General features: G+C 65.6%; 20 protein-coding genes and 1 pseudogene. 13 read left to right on the top strand and 8 right to left on the bottom strand.

Annotation, left to right across the window (positions count from 1 at the left end; all coding sequences use genetic code 11):
- Positions 1-12: 12 nt before the first annotated feature.
- Positions 13-996 carry a cbb3-type cytochrome c oxidase subunit II gene (locus ACFPK0_RS08530; RefSeq protein WP_377339803.1) on the bottom strand — a complete coding sequence of 328 codons (984 nt, stop codon included), beginning with the start codon at positions 994-996 and terminating at the stop codon, positions 13-15.
- Positions 993-2408: a cbb3-type cytochrome c oxidase subunit I gene (locus ACFPK0_RS08525; protein WP_056603802.1), complete on the bottom strand. Its 1416-nt coding sequence runs from the start codon at positions 2406-2408 to the stop codon at positions 993-995. Before ACFPK0_RS08525 ends, ACFPK0_RS08530 begins: the two co-directional genes overlap by 4 nt.
- Before the next feature lie 256 nt (positions 2409-2664).
- On the opposite strand from ACFPK0_RS08525, the gene ACFPK0_RS08520 reads away from it, so the two are divergent.
- The 3 genes from ACFPK0_RS08520 (at position 2665) to ACFPK0_RS08510 (ending at position 4788) form a co-directional block, all read left to right on the top strand.
- A complete protein-coding gene (locus ACFPK0_RS08520; protein ID WP_056079189.1) occupies positions 2665-3144 on the top strand; it encodes a VOC family protein in 480 nt (159 codons plus the stop codon).
- Positions 3145-3495: 351 nt separating this feature from the next.
- Positions 3496-4263, top strand: a complete 768-nt coding sequence (locus ACFPK0_RS08515) for a hypothetical protein (protein WP_377339800.1) — start codon at positions 3496-3498, stop codon at positions 4261-4263.
- Between the two features lie 168 nt (positions 4264-4431).
- Positions 4432-4788 (top strand): DUF1428 domain-containing protein, encoded by a 357-nt coding sequence (locus ACFPK0_RS08510; protein WP_056079194.1) that lies wholly within the window; start codon positions 4432-4434, stop codon positions 4786-4788.
- Positions 4789-4801: 13 nt separating this feature from the next.
- Here ACFPK0_RS08510 and ACFPK0_RS08505 read toward each other — a convergent pair whose 3' ends face one another.
- Positions 4802-7369: a hybrid sensor histidine kinase/response regulator gene (locus ACFPK0_RS08505; protein ID WP_377339798.1), complete on the bottom strand. Its 2568-nt coding sequence runs from the start codon at positions 7367-7369 to the stop codon at positions 4802-4804.
- Here ACFPK0_RS08505 and ACFPK0_RS08500 point away from each other — a divergent pair.
- Positions 7349-7822 (top strand): MarR family winged helix-turn-helix transcriptional regulator, encoded by a 474-nt coding sequence (locus ACFPK0_RS08500; protein WP_056080921.1) that lies wholly within the window; start codon positions 7349-7351, stop codon positions 7820-7822. The genes ACFPK0_RS08505 and ACFPK0_RS08500 overlap by 21 nt on opposite strands.
- A gap of 56 nt (positions 7823-7878) precedes the next feature.
- Positions 7879-8304, top strand: a complete 426-nt coding sequence (locus ACFPK0_RS08495; protein WP_056079197.1) for a DUF1398 domain-containing protein — start codon at positions 7879-7881, stop codon at positions 8302-8304.
- 10 nt (positions 8305-8314) lie between these two features.
- Here ACFPK0_RS08495 and ACFPK0_RS08490 read toward each other — a convergent pair whose 3' ends face one another.
- Positions 8315-10222 (bottom strand): NPCBM/NEW2 domain-containing protein, encoded by a 1908-nt coding sequence (locus ACFPK0_RS08490; protein ID WP_377339795.1) that lies wholly within the window; start codon positions 10220-10222, stop codon positions 8315-8317.
- 144 nt (positions 10223-10366) lie between these two features.
- Positions 10367-10759, bottom strand: a complete 393-nt coding sequence (locus ACFPK0_RS08485; protein WP_056079203.1) for a GFA family protein — start codon at positions 10757-10759, stop codon at positions 10367-10369.
- A gap of 144 nt (positions 10760-10903) precedes the next feature.
- On the opposite strand from ACFPK0_RS08485, the gene ACFPK0_RS08480 reads away from it, so the two are divergent.
- The 4 genes from ACFPK0_RS08480 to ACFPK0_RS08465 all read left to right on the top strand — a co-directional run bounded on the left by ACFPK0_RS08480 (position 10904) and on the right by ACFPK0_RS08465 (position 14993).
- Positions 10904-11554, top strand: coding sequence for a DUF3348 family protein (locus ACFPK0_RS08480; protein ID WP_377339792.1), 651 nt, complete (start codon positions 10904-10906; stop codon positions 11552-11554).
- 11 nt (positions 11555-11565) lie between these two features.
- Positions 11566-13608, top strand: a complete 2043-nt coding sequence (locus tag ACFPK0_RS08475; RefSeq protein ID WP_377339790.1) for a DUF802 domain-containing protein — start codon at positions 11566-11568, stop codon at positions 13606-13608.
- A 211-nt stretch (positions 13609-13819) separates the two neighbouring features.
- Positions 13820-14485, top strand: coding sequence for an OmpA family protein (locus ACFPK0_RS08470; protein ID WP_377339788.1), 666 nt, complete (start codon positions 13820-13822; stop codon positions 14483-14485).
- Positions 14475-14993, top strand: coding sequence for a DUF2894 domain-containing protein (locus ACFPK0_RS08465; RefSeq protein ID WP_377339786.1), 519 nt, complete (start codon positions 14475-14477; stop codon positions 14991-14993). The genes ACFPK0_RS08470 and ACFPK0_RS08465 overlap by 11 nt, the downstream gene beginning before the upstream one ends.
- Before the next feature lie 49 nt (positions 14994-15042).
- Here ACFPK0_RS08465 and ACFPK0_RS08460 read toward each other — a convergent pair whose 3' ends face one another.
- A complete protein-coding gene (locus ACFPK0_RS08460) occupies positions 15043-15540 on the bottom strand; it encodes a lipocalin family protein (RefSeq protein ID WP_377339783.1) in 498 nt (165 codons plus the stop codon).
- Positions 15541-15583: 43 nt separating this feature from the next.
- On the opposite strand from ACFPK0_RS08460, the gene ACFPK0_RS08455 reads away from it, so the two are divergent.
- Complete coding sequence (locus ACFPK0_RS08455; protein ID WP_377340330.1) at positions 15584-16027, top strand: hypothetical protein; 444 nt, start codon at positions 15584-15586, stop codon at positions 16025-16027.
- Positions 16028-16249, top strand: a complete 222-nt coding sequence (locus ACFPK0_RS08450) for a hypothetical protein (protein WP_377340328.1) — start codon at positions 16028-16030, stop codon at positions 16247-16249.
- On the opposite strand, the pseudogene ACFPK0_RS08445 reads toward ACFPK0_RS08450, so the two are convergent.
- A pseudogene (locus tag ACFPK0_RS08445) lies at positions 16228-16290 on the bottom strand (MarR family winged helix-turn-helix transcriptional regulator); the annotation flags it as partial. The gene ACFPK0_RS08450 and the pseudogene ACFPK0_RS08445 overlap by 22 nt on opposite strands.
- A gap of 283 nt (positions 16291-16573) precedes the next feature.
- Between ACFPK0_RS08445 and ACFPK0_RS08440 the strand changes: the two are divergent.
- Both ACFPK0_RS08440 and ACFPK0_RS08435 read left to right on the top strand, forming a co-directional pair.
- Positions 16574-17350: a ThuA domain-containing protein gene (locus tag ACFPK0_RS08440; RefSeq protein ID WP_377339781.1), complete on the top strand. Its 777-nt coding sequence runs from the start codon at positions 16574-16576 to the stop codon at positions 17348-17350.
- Positions 17351-17488: 138 nt separating this feature from the next.
- Complete coding sequence (locus tag ACFPK0_RS08435; RefSeq protein WP_377339779.1) at positions 17489-18709, top strand: PQQ-dependent sugar dehydrogenase; 1221 nt, start codon at positions 17489-17491, stop codon at positions 18707-18709.
- 236 nt (positions 18710-18945) lie between these two features.
- Here ACFPK0_RS08435 and ACFPK0_RS08430 read toward each other — a convergent pair whose 3' ends face one another.
- Positions 18946-19371, bottom strand: a complete 426-nt coding sequence (locus ACFPK0_RS08430; RefSeq protein WP_056079230.1) for an Sbal_3080 family lipoprotein — start codon at positions 19369-19371, stop codon at positions 18946-18948.
- Positions 19372-19543 lie beyond the last annotated feature (172 nt).

The following is a 19543-nucleotide window of genomic DNA, read 5'->3' as shown; positions in this document are numbered from 1 at the left end:
GCGATCTCCTGTTCACGGGCCCTTGGCGCGTACAGCGGCCACGGCGGCCGCGGTCGCCGGCTTGGCGTGGTTGCCCCACGAGCTGCGCTCGTAGTTGACGATGTTGGCGATGTCCGCGTCGCTCAACTGATCGGCGAACGGCGGCATCACGCTGCTGTAGGCCACGCCGCCGATGGTGACGCCGTGCGCACCGTGCAGCACGGTGTGGATGTGTAAGGTCGGGTCGTCGGCATCCACCGCGGCGTTGCCCTTGAGCGGCGGAAACGCACCGGGAATGCCTTCGCCGGTAGCCTGGTGACAGGCCGAACAATTCGCCATGAACAGGCTCTGGCCCTTGCCGGCGTCGTAGCTGTAGCCACCACCGGCAGCCGCGGTTGGCGCCGGTACCGTTGCGGGCGCCGCCGAGGTCATGCCGCCCATGCCACCGTTCATCGTGTAGCCCGGAATCGGCGTCTGCTTCAACGACAACAGGTAAGCCACCAGCGCCTTGGCCTGCTGGGTCGGGATCACCTTGCCCTGCTTCGGCGCAAACGCCGCCGGCACCGGCACCGCCGTCTCGCCGGGCGGCACGGTGGCCACCACATGGAACAGGAACTTGAAGTTCGGCATCACCGACTCGGGCACCACCGCGCGCGGGTCGAACAGATGGATGTACTGCCACACGTCGCTGGGTTTGCTGCTGCCGATATTGGAGAGATCCGGCCCGGTGCGCTCGGAACCGAGAAGCTCCGGCGTCTGGTAGCTGAAATCGCCCGGTGCGGATGGACGTCCAAACACCTTGTCTTCGGCCAGCGGCCGCACCTGCTGGGTATGGCAATACGCGCAACCGTTCGCGGCATACACGGCGCTGCCTTCCGCCTGCAAGGCCGTCAATGGCTTCACGCCCGGGCCCGGCGGGGTTTTCGACAGGTCGATGGCCGGGATCACCGCAATCCCCATCACGATGACGATGTAGACAAGCAGTGCACCGCCGGCAATCTGCAGCAACTTTTTCATGCGGCGGCCCCCTCAGTGCGAGCCAGGATGGGTGAGCCGGCATTACCGGTTTGCCCCGACGTCATCCGCCACACGTTCCACGCAAACACGATGTGGGACAGGAACATCAGCAAGCCGCCGGCCCCACGCCACACCCAATACGGCGCCATGTCCGTCACCGACTGGATGAAGGGCCGCTGGTGCAGCCAGTCCAGCCCCTGGATGGTGCCGCCGATCGACAGCGCGATGACGTAGATGAAACTGCCTACCAGCGCCATCCAGAAATGCAGGGCAATGCCCAGCCGGCCCGGACTCTTGTGCGTTGCTAGCGGCAGCAGCGCATAGATGCCACCCCACACCGCAAACGTGACAAAGCCATACATCGTCAGGTGCGAATGCCCGACCGTGAAGTTGGTGAGATGCCAGATCGCCTGCATCGAGCGGAACGCCTCGACCGTGCCCTGGGTCGAGCCGAACAGGTAGCCGATCACCGCCACGAAAATGAACATCAGCGGATACGAGTGGGTCATGTCGCGATAGCGCCCACGCATCGTCAGCAGGTAATTCGCGCTGCCACCCCACACCGGCACCAGCATCGCCACGCTGAACACGATCGCGGTGGTCTGCAACCACCACGGCAGCGGGCTGAACAGGAAGTGGTGGCCACCGAGCAGCGGATAAAACAGCAGGTTGGTCCAGAACGCGAACACGCCCAGCGCGTAGGAGTAGATCGGGCGGCTGAGGATCTTCGGGATCGCGTAATAGAAGACGCCCAACGCCAGCGGCGTAAACCACATGCCCACCGCGTTGTGCATGTAGAAGCCGGAAATGGCGACCTGCCCCAGGCCATGCTGATACCACGGCAGCGTCGCGACGATCGCGATCACGCAGGTCCACAGCACGCCGCACACCGTGTACCAGTTGGAAAGATAGATGTCCTCGGTGGTGCGTCGCGCCACCGTGCCGATCAGATTCCAGCCGGTCACCAGCAACGCGGCGAGGAATACCAGCCGGATCGGCCACGGCCACTCGCGGTATTCCAGATCACCCCAGTTGTAGCCCAGCTCCAGCGCAATGGTGCCGGCGATGGCGGCAAGGTTGAACAGCGCCAGGCCGATCCAGGCCAGCTTGATGCTGTAAAGCTTCGTGCCGCAACTGCGTGCGGCCACGTAATACGCCAGCCCGACCAGGCCGATGCTGGCCCAGCCGTAGAAGGTGTCGTTGGTGTGGATCGGCCGCAACCGGCCGAAGGTCAGGTACTTCGCCGCCCAGAAATCCGGTGCGCCAAACTTGAATGCCAGCAGCAACCCCACCGCCGTGGCAAAGAGCAGCCAGCAGGTGGCCGAAACGGTGTATGCCGAGAACACGGCGGCCAATGCGCGATCATCGTCCGCGCTCACCGCCGAATGCTGTGCCGTGACAGTTGCCTGCATCGTCCATCCCATCGCACGTGGTACGGCGTCCACACGGGCGTCGGGATTTGTGACCGTATACCCACGCGGAACACGCACCCATGATCTGGATCAGGAAATGCCAGGCCGCGTTCGGTACTGGCCATGTTGGGCCGACGCTTGCCGCGACCATGGGGCGGTGCACACAAGTGCAAGGCTTCGTGTCGATCCGGCCGCGCGCCGTCCGTCGTAGGGGAGTAAGAAGTGCTTTCCGCCACGCTCAACCCGGAGAACCCGCATGACCAGCAAGAACACCATTTGCCTTTGGTATGACGGTACCGCCCTGGACGCCGCCACCTTTTACGCCAGAACATTTCCGGACAGCGCCGTGGGCGCCGTGCATCACGCGCCTGGCGACTATCCGGCCGGCAAGCAGGGCAATGTCCTGACAGTCGAGTTCACGGTCATGGGCATCCCGTGCCTGGGTTTGAACGGCGGCCCGGCATTCCGGCACAACGAGGCGTTTTCATTCCAGGTGGCCACTGACGACCAGGCTGAAACCGACCGCCTGTGGAACGCCATCATCGACAACGGCGGCCAGGCCAGCGAGTGCGGCTGGTGCAAGGATCAGTGGGGCCTGTCCTGGCAGATCACCCCACGCGCCCTGACCGCCGCAGTCACCGACCCCGACCCTGCCGTCGCCAAGCGTGCGTTCGAGGCCATGATGACGATGACGAAGATCGACATCGCCGCGATCGAAGCCGCACGACGCGGCTGATTACGGCCACGCCACCATCAGCTTCCTTCCTCGCCCGCGAGGGAAGGTGTTCGAGATCGCTGTTCGTGACGTTGGCCATGACTTCCTTCCCCCGCCCCGCGGGGGAAGGTGCCGAAGGCGGAAGGGGCGCTCTTGCTCCTGATCCTTTGCTCCCCCTCCCCCTTCCCCACTACACCGCAAACTCCCTCCAATCCCGCCCCATGGCACGCGCACACCGCCATAACTCGGAGTACCGTCCTCGCCCCTGGGGCTCGAAAAGGAAGCATCCCCGGCATGCATGGGGGCTTCAGCGCTTCGGGTGGATCCCGGCCGTGGTATCAATCAATGCGAGGGCTTGCGATGAAAAGATTGATGAACAAAACGTTGGTGCTGACAGCCTTGCTGCTGCCGTTTCCGCTGATGGCAGCGAGTGCGTTCGATGGCACATGGAAGATCGATGTCAGCAAGATCCACGGCTCCGGAACAGCGGAGGTGATGACGCTCAAGGACAGCCTGTACACCTGCAACTGCGCGCCGCCCATCCACATCAAGGCCGACGGCACCGACCAACCCGTCAGCGGGCGGCCGGACATGGACCACATGGCCGTGAAGGTCGTCAGCGACCACGTCGTCGAGCAGACCGCCAAGAAGGACGGCAAGCTCATCTACAGCCGCACTTATACCGTGGCCCCGGATGGCAAGACCGCCACCTTCGACACCACGTCCGATCGCGGCAAGCACGCCAACTTCCACGGAACCCTGAAGCGTGTTGGTCCCGGTGCACCGGGTTCGAACGCCCTGGCCGGCTCCTGGCAGATTGCGAGCTACCAGAGCGCGTCGGAAAACAGGTTGACCTCCACCTACAAGGTCGATGGCGACACGGTGACCATGTCCAACAAGCTCGGTGAGTCCTACACGGCCAAGCTTGGCGGCAAGCCAGTTGCTTTAGCGGGTGACCCGGACCATGACACCGTCGCGGTGAAAATGGTGGGGGATGCCCTGCAGGAGACCAACTACCGGGACGGCAAGCTCACTTCGATATCGAAGATGACGGTGTCGCCGGATGGCAAGCAGATGACCACCGTGGCCACCTTCAAGCCCACCAACCGTGGCCTCACCCTGGTAGCCAACAAGCAATAACCGAGGGCACCCGCCCGATCGTTCCACCGACGAAAGCCCGGCCAGATGCCGGGCTTTCGTCCGGAACCAGCGCAGATCGAAACCTGCTTTCTCCATGCCGATCCAGCGCACTCGTTCGTCGCTACACGAAGGCGGCCACAACGGACGCCATGACCTCAGGAGACAGCCATGCCCTACATCGACGGTTTCGTCCTCGCCGTGCCCAACGCCAGGCGCGAAGCGTTCACCACGCACGCCACCACGTTCGACACCATCCTGCTGGAATTTGGTGCCACGCGCGTCATGGAGTGCTGGGGTGACGACGTGCCCGACGGCAAGCTCACCGACTTCCGGCGCGCCGTGCAGGCCACCGCGGACGAGTCGGTGGTGTTCTCGTGGATCGAATGGCCCGACAAGGCCACCCGCGACGCCGGCATGGCGAAGTTCATGAAAGATCCCCGGCTGGAAGGCGCCAGCGACATGCCGTTCGACGGCCAGCGCATGATCTTCGGCGGCTTCGTGCCGGTGGTCAGCCTGCCCGGTTAGCCCCCGCGACGCCCTATGCCAGCAACTGCGAGATCGTCTGCACCAGCGCATCCCCGCTATACGGCTTGAGCAGCACCTTGGTGCGCGAATCCAGCAGATCGGTATCCGCGTCGAAGCGACCGGTGGTGAAGACCACCGGCAACTCCGCAGTGGTTTGCCGCAGGGTTTTCACCAGATCGATACCGGACGAACCCGGAAGCCTCAAGTCCGCGACCAGCAGATCGATCCGCTCGCGCCGATGCTTCTCGATGGCGGTTTCCGCCGAGCCCGCTTCCACGACGACATATCCCCTCGATTCCAGCATGTCCTTGACCGTGGAGCGAATGGACACGTCGTCTTCGCACAGCAGGATCCTCGACCGTCCCGCGTGGGTGGTGCGCGATGGCCGGGGCCGCGCGAAAAGTGTGGTGTCGGCGGGCGGTCGCGTCGTCCGTGCGGAAAGCACCTCGCGCAGCTTGAGCGCCAACGCTTCCTGCGTGTAAGGCTTGCTCAGCAACTCCACGCCCTGGTCGAGGCGGCCGGCGTGAACAATGGCGTTTTCGGTATAACCCGAGGTGAACAGCACCGCGATGTCAGGCATGCGTTCGCGCGCCTTGATGGCCAGCTCGGGGCTGCGCATCGTGCCGGGCATCACCACGTCGGTGAACAGCAGATCCAGCGCGACGCCGCTTTCGATGATGGACAGCGCGCTGCGGGCATCGGGCGCCTGCAGCACGCGGTACCCGAGGTTGCGCAGCAGCGAGACAGCCGTTTCCCTCACCGCCTCGTCATCCTCCACCACCAGGATCGACTCGGTGCCCCCGCGCATCCGATCCGGCGCGCCGATGGCCTGCGCCTCCTCCGCCTGCATGCTGCGCGGGAGATAGATCTTCACGGTGGTGCCATAGCCCGTTTCGCTGTAGATCTGCACATGCCCGCCCGACTGCTTGACGAACCCGTAGACCATCGACAGGCCAAGCCCCGTGCCGCTGCCTTCCGGCTTGGTGGAAAAGAACGGCTCGAACACCTTCTCCAGCAGATCCGCCGGCACGCCACAGCCGGTATCCGTCACCGCGATGAGCACGTATTGCCCGGCCTTCACTTCATGCTGGCGACGGACGTATTGATCGTCGAGATAGGCATTGCCCGCCTCGATGGTCAGCCGGCCGCGGCCGTCCATCGCATCGCGCGCGTTGATCGCGAGGTTCAGGATGGCGTTTTCCAGATTCGTCCGGTCAACGGACGTGTTCCAGAGCCCGCCACTGATGACGGTCTCGATCTCGATACCTTCCCCCAGCGTATGTCGCAACAGGTCGTCCATGTCACGGACGAGCTTGCCGGGGTTCATGACCATGGGCGCCAACGGTTGGCGGCGGCCAAATGCCAGCAACTGCGAGGCCAGTTTCGACCCGCGCGCCACGCTGGCCATGGCATTGTCGATCCGGCGTCTTGCCCGATCGTTGTCCGCAACGTCATCGCCCAGCAGTTGCAGGTTGCCGCTGATGACCTGCAGCAGGTTGTTGAAGTCGTGCGCCACGCCGCCGGTGAGCTGGCCGATGGCTTCCATCTTCTGAGCCTGATGCAGCGCCCGCCGCATTTCGTCCATTGCCTCCTCGGCGCGCAGGCTTTCGGTCGCGTCGCGGGTGATTTTCGCAAAGCCGATCGGGTTGCCCTCGTTGTCGTCGACCCGGTCGATCACCACGTGCGCCCAGAACAGGGAGCCATCCTTGCGCACGCGCCAGGCCTTGTTCTCGAAGCGACCGTGCTCCAGGGCGTGCGCCAGCCCTCGCTCGGGTTCGCCCGCCGCGCGGTCGGATTCGGTGTAGAACGTCGAGAAGTGCCGCCCCAGGATCTCCTGCTCCGTATAACCCTTGATGCGCTCCGCACCCGCATTCCACGAATGCACGTGGCCTTCCAGGTCAAGCATGTAGATGGCGTAATCGATGACGCTCTGCACCAGGCGACGAAACTGCTCGCCGGTGAATTCGTGCGCGTCGGCTTCGGCCTGCTGCTGGGAAACGTCGCGCGCGACCTCCCACCATCCAATCAGCGCCCCCGCGGCGTCGCACACCGGCTGCACCGTGATGGACGTGGCAAATACCGAACCGTCCTTGCGCCGAAGCACGCCCTCGATCTTCTGGCCGTCGCCATCGTTCCGGCAGGCAGTCCGGGCAATGGACAGTGTCGCCGTCTGCTGCTCATCCGGGTACAGCACGGCCACCGGCATGCCGATCGCCTCCTGCGGCGAATAGCCGGTCAACTGCTCGGCACCCCGGTTCCAGGTCTCGATGTGCCCTTGGGCGTCCACCATGTAAACAGCAACGTCTTCCAGCGATTCGACCAGAAGCCGATAGCGATCACCAATATCCACGGGTCTTCCTTCAGCGATCACGCACGTCAGCTCGACTCTGCCTCCGCCTGAACTACCGGGCGGGAAGGCATGGGCTGACCGAAACGCAGACGATACAACGCGGGGGGACGGTCCGGACAGATGTTGGCCACTCCCCTTCGCAGGATTGCTTGACAGCATGTTTCCATGGAAACAATAATGAGTTCCACGGAAACCATGGCGGGACCGACGATGAAACATCAGGCAGGCCACGCGGCGCCGGACAAGCCGCTTGAAATCCACCTGGGTTACTGGCTTCGACTCGTTTCCAACCATGTCTCCGGAAGCTTTGCCAGCGCCCTGCAGGCCAGGCAGCTCTCGGTCGCGGAGTGGGTGGCGCTGAACCATATCGAAGGGCGCGCCGACATCACGGCGGCCCAGCTCGCTGACGCGATGAACCTGACACGCGGCGCCGTCTCGAAAATCGTCGACAAGCTGGTGAGGAAGCAGTGCGCCGTGCGGGCGTCGAGCCCACGCGACAATCGCGCGCAACTGCTCTCGCTCACCCCGTCCGGCAAGCGCACCCTGCCCCGCTTGCGGGCGATAGCCGACCACAACGACGAACACTTCTTCAGCCGACTCGACGCCGCCGAAAGAGCCGAGTTGCGGCGCCTGCTGCAAAAGCTGGCGGAAGCTCACGCCATAAGCACCGTTCCAGTCGACTGACCAGCGCCTTTCGGCGCCACGGTCCGATCCCCTGAAAATTACCCGGGAGACACACAATGAGCGAGGCGATTTCCAACCTGCAAGCCGCACAGGAAAAGGCGATGGCCGGACGCCCGCGCGTGGGTGGGTTCCCCTACCTGGCCGAAACTCTCCGGTGCGCCGGTGTAACGCGCAACGTGTGGCACCTGCCCGCCTGCGCGAGCCTGTACCAGACGCGGCTGGGCAGCGTGATCCAGCAAGGCACGCCGCTGGTGTCGGGAACCGTCGATGTGCCGCCCTTCGACGAACAGGCGCTGGTGGCCGCGATCCGCACGGATCAGGCCGGCGAAAGCACGTTCCCGCAGTTCCTGCTGGCCGCCTGGCAGGCAGGTGTCATCCGCTATGAAGTCGATTTCACCGAGCGCCACGTGACCTATGAAGGGTGTTGCGGGGAGTCGTACGTCGAACGCTACCCGGCCCCGCCGGCACAGGCGGCCGGCTAGCGCCCGCTCCTCACTCCCGCAACGCGGCATCGCCCCAGGTCACCACCAAAGGCAGGTCGCTGGTCGGTGCTTCGCTGCGCGCGACGAGTTCGACGGTTTTCACATTGGCAAGATCGGCGCTCAGCGTTTGCGCGGCCTGGCCATAAGCCGCCGTGGTCTGGGCAAGCAGGTGGCCGTCACCGAAGACCTGGAACACCACTTTGTCTTTCAGGTTGCGGGTGGAATCGTCCACGCCCACTTTCGCCTCGAAGTGCCTGAAGCCGGCGGCTTTCACTTCCATACGCGAGTTGGCCAGGATGCCGATGCCGGAGGCGAAGACTTTTCCATCCACGGTCAACGCCTGGTCGTACGGCGTGGCATCGGCGCGCGCGCCGCCCCAGCCGCCGTAGCTCGGGCGCTCGCCGCTATTGGTGGTGGCGCCCCAGGGGTTGCTCATGCGATGGACGATCGGATCGGGCACGGGCACGATCACGCCATCACGGGCAATGTTGATGGCGCCGGGTATTTCCGACAGGTACATGCCATCGGCAAGCTGCCGTTTGCCCTTGGCCTTGAACACGCGCGATTCGCGCGGCTGCAAGGTGAAGGTCCGTTCGCCGCCCGTCAGCATCATGGTTTTCTTCGACCACAGGTCGGTGAGTGCCACATCGCCCACCATCTTCAGCTGCGCGGGCGTCAGGGTGATCTCGGCAGGCCCCGAACCGCGGTTGAGCAGCAGCACGGCCTTGGTGCCGGAGTCGCTGAGCGTCTTGACGAAGATCTGCACGTCGTCCGAGTCGTAGGCCATGACCGCCTGGTGGCCGCCACTGTCCTGGTTGAGCCGCACGATGTCCTTGTTCGACCAGATGTCCATCAACGCTTGCGGCGCGTTGCGCAGGTCGTAGCCGATGATCAGCGGCGCGTCGATCATCGCCCACAGCGAGAAATGCGTGCGCGCTTCGGTGAGGTGGTGCACGTCGAAATCGCCGTGGCCGACGAACAGCATGTCCGGGTCGTTCCAGTGGCCGGGGCCGGCGTAGAGCGCACGCGTCGAGGCGCTGTCGAAGGTGTGCAACATGCGCGACCACTGCGGCGTGATATCGCCGCTGGTGCGCCACAGGTTGCCCACGTCCTTGCCCCACGCGCGCACGTTGGCGGCGCCCCAGGCACAGATGGAATACACGTAGTCGCCATCGGGATTGCTGGCGGCCAGGGCGTCGGCCACTTGCTGGTACAGCGCGCGCACGGCCGGGATATTCGTGCGGTTGATGCTGGCCTGGTCGATCAGCGGCGGATACGCGTTGTACTTGTGTTGCTTCACGAAGGGGCGGTCCGCCCCGTACACGTTGATGCCGCAGGCGTCGACCTTGATGTAGTCGAAGCCCCAGTCGGCGAAATACAATTTGATGTCCTGCTGCACGTGGCCGTGCAGGCCGATCTGCCGTTCGGCGATGGTGCCCTCGGGCAGGTTCGGCGAATGAAGGTCATAGGCCTGCGAACAGGCGTTGCCGCCGATGTCGGTATAAATGCCGGCCTTCAGGCCCATGCTGTGCAGCTTGTCGGTGAAGGGGCGGAAGCTGGATGTCTCGCTGCCGCCCACTTTCGCCGACGGGAAGATCGCGGTGCGCACCTGCATGCGCCCGTCGCTGGTGCGCCGTTTCAGCCACCAGCCGTCGTCGATGTTCACGTAGATGTAGCCCAGATCGCGCAGCCCGCTGTCGACCAGCACTTTCGCCGTGCCCATCACCTTGGCCTCGTCGACGTCGGTGCGGAACGCGTTCCATGAATTCCAGCCCATCGGCGGCGTGGCGGCGCGTCCTGCCGTGGCGCCCGTCCAATGTCCTGCGGGCGCGAGCGGATCGGCGGCGGGTTGGGCAGCCGTCGCAGACAGCGCAGTAGCGGCGAGCAAGGTGAAAGCGAGAAGCGTGGCCTTGAGCATGGGTCGTCTTTTTCCCTGATGGATTCGCGGCGGACGTCGGGGTTGTTTCATCAAACCGGAACAACGGATGATTGTACCCAGCCCCGCGGGACCAACCGGGATGGCGGTTGCAGATCGGCGCCGCCGACGTGGTGCGACGCAACGCTAATCCTCGCGTCGGCCCGTGTGCTCGCGATCGCGCGCGTAGTGATGCGCCAGCGCAAACGGCGGCAGCCAGCTTTCGCGGCGGACGGTCCAGTTCTCGTAGGTCGGCACCAGTTGATCGGGCGCATCCAGCGTCCCCAGGTGCACTTCGACCTCGTCCTCGACGCGGGCGAAGACCGACGAGCCGCAGCGGGGGCAAAAGTGCCGCCCAGCGTAATCGCGCGTTTCGCCTTCGATGACCACCGCGTCCTGCGGAAAGATCGCCCCCGCGTAGAAAAGCGCCCCGTGATGCTTGCGGCAGTCGAGGCAGTGGCACAACCCCACCCGATAAGGCTGGCCCGTGGCGCGCAGGCGCACATCGCCGCACAGACAGCCGCCGGTGAATGTCGTCATGGTGTACTCCTCTTTATGCCGGTAAGCCGCAAGTATCCGGAATTCCCGGTGGCGCCGCCGTGCAGGCCGCACCCGCCCGAGAAACACGAGGCCGACCGCCAGCGGCCCCGGCCGGGTTAAACTGCCCGATTTGCTCCGGAATACATGGCCCAAGCAGCACACCGCCCGCCGGTTCGCGGGCCCACCTTCATCCGCCTGCTGGCGCGCCTGACCGAAGCGGAGCTGGCGCCTTCCGGCCCGTCGCTGCCCGACCGGCTGGGCCAATGGCTGGATTGGAAGCACGCGCTGGCGCTGGCGGCAGCGCTCGACGCCCGGCCAGCCGAGGCGGCGGGCGATGCGGGGGCGCCGGACGACCTGCACGCCGAGTGCGCGCGGGCACGCGAGGTGCTGGCGGCCGCAATCAACGACGCCCCGCTGCTTGCGCCGGCGGCACCTGCCGAACCGGACTACGCCGCGTTCCGCCAGCTATGCCTCAACCGCCAGCGCGCCACGCAGGCCGCCGTGGGTCGCCTGCGCGGCAAGCTCCGCGACGCGCTCGCGGCGTCACCCGGCATGGGCCAGCTGGCCGAGGTCGACGCCGCGATGGAAGTGGCCATCACCCCGCGCGAGCACACCCTGCTGGCCAAGGTGCCCGACCTGCTGGGCCAGCGCTTCGAACGCCTGCGCACCGCCGGGGACGCCTCAACCAACTGGCTCGACAGCTTCCGCCGCGACATGCGCAGCGTGTTGCTGGCCGAGCTGGATCTTCGTTTCCAACCGGTGGACGCGCTGCTTGCAGCGCTGCGCACCTCCTGACCCGGTACACCATGTTCAAACGTCCCTTGCTTCTTTCCGTATTTGCCCTGGGCCTCGCCGCGATCGGCTGGATCGTGGCCGGCTACATCGGCAACAACCTGCTGGGCACGGCCATCGCCCTGCTGATCGGCGCCTGCTACCTCGCCGGTGCGTTCGAGCTGTTCCGCTACCGGCAGGCCACCGCCACGCTGCGCCAGGCGGTGGAGGAACTGACCGAACCGCCCGCCGAACTCGGCCGCTGGCTGGAGCGCCTGCATCCGGGGCTGCGCCACGCCGTGCGCCTGCGTGTCGAAGGCGAGCGCGCCGCGCTGCCGGCGCCCGCGATGACGCCGTACCTGGTCGGCCTGTTGGTGTTGCTGGGCATGCTCGGCACCCTGCTGGGCATGATGGCCACGCTGCGCGGCACCGGCACGGCGCTGGGCAGCGCCAGTGATCTTCAGGCGATCCGCGGCTCGCTGGCTGCGCCGGTCAACGGCCTGGCATTCGCCTTCGGCACCTCCATCGCCGGCGTCGCCAGCTCGGCCATGCTCGGCCTGCTCTCGGCGCTGGTCCGTCGCGAACGGCTGGAAACGGTACATGCGCTGGACGCCAGCATCGCCACCACCCTGCACATCCATTCGCAGGCACACCAGCGCGAGGAAGCCTTCCGCCTGCTGCAACAGCAGGCTGCCGCCATGCCCGCCCTGGTCGAGCGGCTGCAGGCGATGGCCGCGACGCTGGAACAGCAAGGCGCCGCTGCCCACGAGCGCCAGCACACCGATCGCGAAGCCTTCCACCGCCATACCGAAGAGACGTATACGCAGCTGGCCCGTTCGGTCGAGCAGTCGCTGCAGGCCAGCGTCACCGACAGCGCGCGCACCGCCGCCGGCGTGTTGCAGCCGGTGGTCGAATCCACGCTGGCCAGCCTGGCCCGCGAGAGCACTGCCATCCAGGCCAGCGTGGGCGACGCCGTGCAGCGCCAGCTCGATGGCCTCGCCGCCGGTTTCGACACCACCGCGCGCACCGTCACCGGCATCTGGAACGACGCGCTCGCCCGCTTCGCCGACACCTTCGAGCAGCGCTCGTCCACCTTGCTGGATGGCGTGGCCACCCGCCTGGATGCCAGCGCCGACCGCGCGGCCGACGCCTGGCAGAGCGCCTTGTCGAAACAGGACGCCGTCCACGCCGAACTGGCCGAACGCAACCGCCAGGCGCTGGCCGCCGCCAGCGAAACCTTCGAGTCGCACGCGGCCGCACTGATGCAGGCGGTCGACCGTTCGCACGCTGAGTTGCAATCGGCACTGCAAAGCCGCGACGACGAACGCCTGGCTGGCTGGGCGCAAAAGCTCGACGCCATCAGCACCGAGCTGGGCACGCAGTGGAAAGCGTCCGGCGACGTCACCGTCAGCCATCAGCAAGCCATCTGCGACACGCTGGAACGGACCGCCGGCGCCATCGCCACGCAAACCGAAGCCGCCGCCAGCAGGACCCTCGCCGAGATCGCACGCCTGGTCGAAGCCGCCTCCGACGCGCCGCGCGTGGCCGCCGAAGTCGTTGGCGAGCTGCGCCAGAAACTCTCCGACAGCATGGTCCGCGACACCGCCATGCTGGAAGAGCGAAGCCGCCTGCTGGCCACACTGGAAACCCTGCTCGACGCCGTCAACCACGCCTCCACCGAGCAACGCAGCGCGGTCGACGCCCTGGTCAGCACCTCGGCCGACCTGCTCGACCGCGTCGGCACCCGCTTCGCCGCGCAGATCGAAACCGAAACCGGCAAGCTCGACACCGCCGCTGCACACGTCACCGCCAGCGCCGTCGAAGTCGCCAGCCTCGGCGAAGCGTTCGGCGCCGGCGTGGCGCAGTTCGGCCAGGCCAACGACGCGTTGATGGAACGGCTGCAGCAGATCGCCGGCGCCCTCGACAGCTCGCTCACGCGCAGCGACGAGCAACTCGCCTACTACGTGGCGCAGGCGAAGGAAGTGGTCGAACTCAGCGTGCTCTCGCAACAGCAGATCATCGCCGACATGCAGCAGCTTGCTGGCCCCCGTGCGCCGGGCAAGGCGGCGAAGGCATGAGCATGCTGCTTTTCCAATGCCATCATTCCGGCGAAGACAAGCGGCTGCCCAGGATATTCCCGGCGGCCGGATCAGCTCCTCCCCCTGCTCGCAGGGGGAGGTTGGGAGGGGGTAAAGCTCTTGCCTCCAAACCAAAAGCACCCCTCCCCAACCCTCCCCTGCATGCAGGGGAGGGAGCCTTCGATCATTGCCGTCCCGCCACGACAACACCATGAGCCACGAAGTCGAAGCCGACGCCGAATCCACCGCGCCTATCTGGGCGTTCGGCGACCTGATGTCGGTGTTGCTGGGCGCGTTCGTGCTGATCCTGGTCGGCGTGATCGGCGTGCAGTTGCAGCTCTCGCACAAACTTGAAGTGGCCGAGCAACAGCGCCAGGCCGAACTGCAGCGCCGCACCACGCTGGAACAAGCCTTGGCCACGCCGCTGGCGCAAGGCCGCGTGACCCTGGTGAACGGCCGCATCGGCATCCGCGGCAACCTGCTGTTCGCGCTCAACTCCGACCAGTTGCAGCCCGACGGCCGCCTGCTCATCCAGAGCCTCGCCGCACCGCTGACGCAATATCTGCAATCGCGCGACGAACTGCTGATGGTCAGCGGCTTCACCGACGACCAGCCGGTGCACGGCGACAACCGCCAATTCGCCGACAACTGGGAGCTCTCCGCCCAGCGCGCCCTCACCGTCGCCCGCGCGCTGATCGCCGCCGGCGTGCCCGCCAACGCGGTGTTCGCGGCGGCCTTCGGCGCGCAACAGCCGGTCAGCGCCAACACCGACGAAGCCGGTCGCGCGAAGAACCGCCGCGTGGAAATCGCCCCGATCCCCCGCTCCTCGGCCGCCAACGCCGCGCCGAAAGACGCCGACCCTGGCCATGCGCGCTGACACCACCACGGCCATCCGTGCGCGACTGATCGCGGCGATGGAACAGCGCACCGCAAGTCTCGATGGCGAAGCACGCCGTGCTCTGGAAACACGGCTGGCCGAACTGCGCACACCAGACGCTGCACCTGACGAAACACCCGCCAACCCACCGCACTCCGGCCTGCGCGAACTCGTCGCGGATCTCGCCCGCGAAGCCTCGCCGCAGAGCGCCGCGTATCCCGACATCCCTGCCCTCGCCGATTTCCGCCAGCTGTGGTCCACCCTCCGTGCCGACAGCCAGCTCCGGCAATCCGTCGCCCATGCCACCACCGACGCCGGCCCGCTCAACTCCACCGCCCTGGCCAACCGCGCCATCGCACTGATGCGGGAACTGTCACCCGCCTACCTGCGCGCATTCCTGGCCTACGTCGATGACCTCGCCTGGCTGGAGCAGATGGACAACGCAAGCTCAGGCGCGGGGTCAGCCGGCTCGAAGAAAAAGCGCGCCCGACGCAAGCCACAGGGTTGAACGTTCGTCATTGACGGCGCGCCCGAATCGCAACGAAAACACGCGCGCTTCACGCGGTACGCCGCCCCGTATGGCGCGTGTAAATCAACTTCTCCACCGGATAGCCAAGCGAACGCGCGTACTCGAGGAACGCGTCGCGCGTGGCCGTGTCCAGTTCCGGCTCACGATGCAGCAGCCACAAATACGCATAGTCCGGCGAGCCGACCAACGCCGTGCGGTAGCCTTCATCCACGCGCAGGATCCAGTAATCGCCCTTGGTGAACGGAATCCAGCGCAACCCTTCCGGCAGGAAGCTCACCTGCAAACGCCCCGGTTCGGCCGGATCGGCCACTGTGGCCACGCCCACCGACTCCTCCAGTTCACCCTCGCCATTGTGGGCGCGGTTGTCCACGCGCAGCGTGCCGTCGGGCTGGCGACTGTAGCTGGCGCTGATGTCGGTGTATTCGGGTGGCTCGTGGCGCATCGGCAGCCGTGCGATTTCGTACCAGGTGCCGAGGTAGCGATCCAGATCCAGCGGAGACACGGTGGGCGGTGGTTGGCGATCCATAGGTTGGCCTCAAGAAAAGAAAACGCAGCTTGGGCGAGCGCGGATGAAGGCCACGACAAAAGGCAAGCCATTACACCGCGTTCGCACGCGCCATGGAAAATGGCCGAACATGGCCTGGGACGATATCGACCTCGATGCGTTGAGGCGGCTCCGGAACGTCTCGTACTACTTCCGCTACCCGCTGACCCGGCGCGACTTCCACGTCCTGCGCATGGACGACCGTGCGCAAGGGCATTACGCGTCCAAGGCGCTGCATTCGGGCTTCACACCCGATGGACGCGTCGACCGGACGACGCCTTACAACGGCGACATCGCCACCCTCTTCCTGCCGCTCGACGCCCGCGTGCCGACCGATGCACAGTTGCTGTTGACCCATGTCGATCCGGCGCAGATCGTCCATCCGAATGGCTCGCGCAATTGGGCAGCAATCCGCGATGCGGCGGAAAACTGCATTCGCGACACATTGCGCCAACGCGACGTCCGTTGAATGACGCAACCCGCCCGGTGGCGTTCCAATGGTTTTCGCCGCCGAGAGGGTGGTTTCGACAAGCTCGCCGATCCGCGCGGCGCGGGCGTCACGATCACGCCGTACCCGGGCACGCCCTTGCCGGACAGCGACAACAACCAGCTGCGACGATCATCCGGGTCCGGCCGGCGCTCGATCAATCCATCCGCCACCAGTTGCGCCGCCGCGACACGCATCGACTGATGCGTCACATTGCGCCGTTGCGCCAAGGCCGCCACGTTCATCGCCCCCTCGCGCTCAAGCAGGCCGAGCACGTCGGATTGCGCGGATTTTTCGGTAGCCGTCCTGTTGCGAATCACCCGCACAAATGTACTGATGGCACGTCGCAGCTCCTCGGCCAGGGCTGCGGCATCGGTGGATGGCGGGTTTTCCATTTTTCGTGCGGTCATGGCTTCGTCTGCGGTATTCCCTGCCCCGGTACCGTAATCGACGCCGATACCCGGCGTCCTCTCTTCCGGCCCATGACGGTGAAGTGCATCCGGCGCCAAAGCAAGTCACACTCGGCGCATGAAAACCATCCCTGCGCTGCTCATCACCCTGCTGCTGGCCACGGCCCTGTTGCCCGGCTGCACATCGCCCGCCACCGACGCGCTCAGCAAGACAAGCGCAAGCGCGACGCCTGCGGAAACCCCGAATATCCTGGTGTTCACCCGCACTGCCGGTTACCACCATGAGTCGATCCCCACCGGCGTGCAGACGCTGCGCGAGCTTGGGCAAGCGGAGGGCATCGACGTGACGCAAAGCGATGACCCTTCCCTGTTCAACGACGCCAGTCTGGCCCGCTTCGATGCGGTGGTGTTTCTCAGCACCACCGGCGACGTGCTCGATGACGCCCAGCAGGCGGCGTTCGAGCGCTACATCGGCAAGGGCGGCGGTTACATGGGCGTGCACGCCGCGGCCGATACCGAGTACGACTGGCCCTGGTACGGCCGCCTCGTCGGCGCCTGGTTCCATAGCCACCCCAAGGGGCTGCAGACCACCGTGGTGCGGTTCGAGAGCGATGAAGCTGCGTTGGCAAGCGAGTGGCAAACCACCGACGAGCTGTACAACTACCGCAGCAACCCGCGCGCCGGCGTCAACGTGATCGCCACCGTGGACGAAAGCCGCTATCAGGGCGGCACCATGGGCGCCGACCACCCGATCGCCTGGTGCTCGAACCGCCTGGGCGGACGTGCCTGGTACACCGGCCTCGGGCACACCGACGCGCAATACGCCGATGCCGTCTTCCGCGCACACCTGCTGCGTGGCTTGCGCTACGTGATCGGCCGCGCGAACACCTGCTGATGGCCTGCCGATAACGGGCAGCTTCGACCCGGTGCCGGAAAGCGCTCACTGCCCCGCGCTTTCGCCGGGTCGAGGCATCGCACCGGACAGCGCCGTCCCATTAAGATGTTCGATCATCCGGACGCAAGGACACATACAATGATGAAGCTGGCGAACGCGGTCTTTCTTGCGGCTCTGCTCACAAGCACAGCTCACGCGCAGACCAACGCAGGCGAGCAACCCGCCGATCCCAACCTCCCCTTTACCATCACCAAGGTGGCAAGCTTCGACCTGCCCTGGCGGATCGCCTTCCTGCCCGATGGCCGCATGCTGGTGACCGAGAAAGTCGGCCGCGTCCAGCTGGTCACACCACAGGGCGCCAAGACCGAACTCAAGGGCGTCCCGGCCAGCTGGTTCCAGGGCCAGAACGGCATGCTGGGCGTCTACCTCTCGCCCCATTACGCCAAAGACCACAACGTGTACCTCACCTATGTCGCACCGGGCGAGTACGGCGGCGGCCTGGCGCTGGGCCGTGGCCAGCTGGTGCTGGACGACAAGCAACCACGGCTCGACAACTTCCAGGTGCTGTGGCACCAGATGCCCACCGGCAAGGGCGGCCAGGCCGGCGCCGCGGTGGCGTTCTCGCCGGATGGCAAATACCTCTTCCTCACCGTGGGCGACCGCCAGCGCTTCACTCCCGCGCAAGACCCCGACCAGCCGGTCGGCAAGATCCTGCGCCTCACGCTGGACGGCAAACCCGCGCCCGGCAACCCTTGGGCCGGCAAGGTCGGCGCCCGCACCATTCCGCTGATCGATCCGCCCGCCGATACCGAGGCGGCCAAGAAAGCGCCCGTGGTCAGTACCTATACCTTCCCTGGCCCCAACCTCACGCCGTCTGAAACCTGGGCCACCGGTTTCCGCACGCCGTACGGCCTCGCCTTCGGGCCCGATGGCCGGCTGTGGGAACTCGAGCACGGCCCGCGCGGCGGCGACGAGCTGAACCTGGTCAAGCGCGGCAAGAACTACGGCTGGCCGCTGGTCTCCTACGGCAAGAACTACGACGGCGTGCCCATCCCTCACCCCGACACCCGCCCCGACCTGGTCAAACCCTTGATCTACTGGGTGCCGGTGATCGCCCCTGGCAACATCATGTTCTACAAGGGCAGCATGTTCCCGCAATGGAATGGCAGCGCCCTGATCAGCGGCATGGCCAGCGAAGCCATCATCCGCGTCACCTTCGACGCCAAGGGCGGCGCCACCGCCACCAACCGTTGGGACGTCGGCAAACGCGTCCGCGACATCGAAGAAGCGCCGGATGGGTCGCTGTGGATGGTGGAGGATTCCAAACCGGGCGGGTTGTATCGGCTTACGCCGAGGTGAGTTGGCGTAAGGCTGGCGCTTCGAACACGCAGCCTGGCAGCGGAAATTGTCCCTTACACGAATGGCGCTTACTTAAGCGCCGTTCGTCCTGAGCGTAGGCCGAAGGCTGAAGTCGAAGGACATGCCGGCGACACGGACAGATCTCACTTGGCGGCGCTTCGACTCCGCCCGCTTCGCGGGCTACGCTCGGCGAGAACGGGGTAGAACTGTCGCCAGCTCCAGATCAGGTGTCAGGTCTAACGCACGCCAGCAAGCAACTGATCGACGACAGGGGCCATCTTTGATTTCACGCCCTGCCACTTGGCCAGGGAGAGGCCACCCTTGCCCCTGAGGTGATATTCCGCTGATCCGATTTGCAGGCCGTCTTTCCACAAGTGGAGTTCGGCATGTGACAGATAAGGCGAGAAATCCCAGGAACGGAGCGCCGTGTAGGTCAACGTCACCGTGCACGAAGCGGCTTCGTTTTCGTTCACCAGCCTGGTTGGCAAGCCGTGACGGCTGAAGCCTTCCCGCACAACGTCCACAAAGCCCTCAACAATCACCTTGGGATTGTTGACGATGCACACTTGGGTGCCCGGCGAGACCGAACGGGCCGGCTTCACCTTGACGGACGTGCAGCCGCCAACGGCGACAAGCGCCGCCAGAAAAATCATCTTCTTCATGTTTTCCCCCTGTAAGCGCGTGACGATACACCTTGCAGCGCGACAACACTCTCCCTGCGGATGGCCCGCACCAAGGTGCATGTAACGAATCGCATGCGCTGAGCGAATACCCCTCACCAACCGCGCCGCAGCCAGCGCCCTTCGTGCGGCCTTGCGACACGACAACGCCAGT

Source organism: Rhodanobacter ginsenosidimutans (assembly GCF_042655685.1).
Lineage (GTDB): Bacteria > Pseudomonadota > Gammaproteobacteria > Xanthomonadales > Rhodanobacteraceae > Rhodanobacter > Rhodanobacter ginsenosidimutans.
This window is presented reverse-complemented; position numbering and strand designations above follow the sequence as displayed.

Coding starts and splice junctions, on each gene's coding strand:
- ACFPK0_RS08500 (WP_056080921.1), top strand. CDS start 7,349: ATGAAACATCAGGCAGGCCACGCGGCGCCGGACAAGCCGCTTGAAATC.
- ACFPK0_RS08435 (WP_377339779.1), top strand. CDS start 17,489: ATGATGAAGCTGGCGAACGCGGTCTTTCTTGCGGCTCTGCTCACAAGC.
- ACFPK0_RS08495 (WP_056079197.1), top strand. CDS start 7,879: ATGAGCGAGGCGATTTCCAACCTGCAAGCCGCACAGGAAAAGGCGATG.
- ACFPK0_RS08470 (WP_377339788.1), top strand. CDS start 13,820: ATGAGCCACGAAGTCGAAGCCGACGCCGAATCCACCGCGCCTATCTGG.
- ACFPK0_RS08460 (WP_377339783.1), bottom strand. CDS start 15,540: ATGGATCGCCAACCACCGCCCACCGTGTCTCCGCTGGATCTGGATCGC.
- ACFPK0_RS08485 (WP_056079203.1), bottom strand. CDS start 10,759: ATGACGACATTCACCGGCGGCTGTCTGTGCGGCGATGTGCGCCTGCGC.
- ACFPK0_RS08450 (WP_377340328.1), top strand. CDS start 16,028: ATGACGCAACCCGCCCGGTGGCGTTCCAATGGTTTTCGCCGCCGAGAG.
- ACFPK0_RS08520 (WP_056079189.1), top strand. CDS start 2,665: ATGACCAGCAAGAACACCATTTGCCTTTGGTATGACGGTACCGCCCTG.
- ACFPK0_RS08465 (WP_377339786.1), top strand. CDS start 14,475: ATGCGCGCTGACACCACCACGGCCATCCGTGCGCGACTGATCGCGGCG.
- ACFPK0_RS08530 (WP_377339803.1), bottom strand. CDS start 996: ATGAAAAAGTTGCTGCAGATTGCCGGCGGTGCACTGCTTGTCTACATC.
- ACFPK0_RS08430 (WP_056079230.1), bottom strand. CDS start 19,371: ATGAAGAAGATGATTTTTCTGGCGGCGCTTGTCGCCGTTGGCGGCTGC.
- ACFPK0_RS08475 (WP_377339790.1), top strand. CDS start 11,566: ATGTTCAAACGTCCCTTGCTTCTTTCCGTATTTGCCCTGGGCCTCGCC.
- ACFPK0_RS08525 (WP_056603802.1), bottom strand. CDS start 2,408: ATGCAGGCAACTGTCACGGCACAGCATTCGGCGGTGAGCGCGGACGAT.
- ACFPK0_RS08455 (WP_377340330.1), top strand. CDS start 15,584: ATGAAGGCCACGACAAAAGGCAAGCCATTACACCGCGTTCGCACGCGC.
- ACFPK0_RS08490 (WP_377339795.1), bottom strand. CDS start 10,222: ATGCTCAAGGCCACGCTTCTCGCTTTCACCTTGCTCGCCGCTACTGCG.
- ACFPK0_RS08440 (WP_377339781.1), top strand. CDS start 16,574: ATGAAAACCATCCCTGCGCTGCTCATCACCCTGCTGCTGGCCACGGCC.
- ACFPK0_RS08510 (WP_056079194.1), top strand. CDS start 4,432: ATGCCCTACATCGACGGTTTCGTCCTCGCCGTGCCCAACGCCAGGCGC.
- ACFPK0_RS08480 (WP_377339792.1), top strand. CDS start 10,904: ATGGCCCAAGCAGCACACCGCCCGCCGGTTCGCGGGCCCACCTTCATC.
- ACFPK0_RS08515 (WP_377339800.1), top strand. CDS start 3,496: ATGAACAAAACGTTGGTGCTGACAGCCTTGCTGCTGCCGTTTCCGCTG.